Here is a 262-nt window from a genome sequence, read left to right on the forward strand (position 1 = left end):
GTAGCTGCCAAAGCCGGAGAGGAAGGCAAGTCCGCGCGCGCTGCCCTTCGGCGCCGCGGACGTCGACCAGCCGCTCAGGGCATCTACCGCCGACAGCACGCCCAATGAGCGAGCATCGTTCGCCAGTAGGCTCTTGCGCCAGGCCAGGGGGTCTCGACCCGCGGCCAGGGCCAGCTCGTCAATGGCGCTTTCCACCGCGAAGGTGTTGTAGGACTCGCCCACCGAACGCCAGTAGCCGAGCGGGATATCGGTCGGCAGGGGC

General features: G+C 68.7%; 1 pseudogene. It reads right to left on the reverse strand.

From position 1 onward, the window contains the following. Positions 1–262: pseudogene (locus KB213_RS12090) on the reverse strand (xanthine dehydrogenase family protein molybdopterin-binding subunit); the annotation flags it as partial.

Source organism: Neokomagataea anthophila (genome assembly GCF_018122595.1).
Lineage (GTDB): Bacteria > Pseudomonadota > Alphaproteobacteria > Acetobacterales > Acetobacteraceae > Gluconobacter > Gluconobacter anthophilus.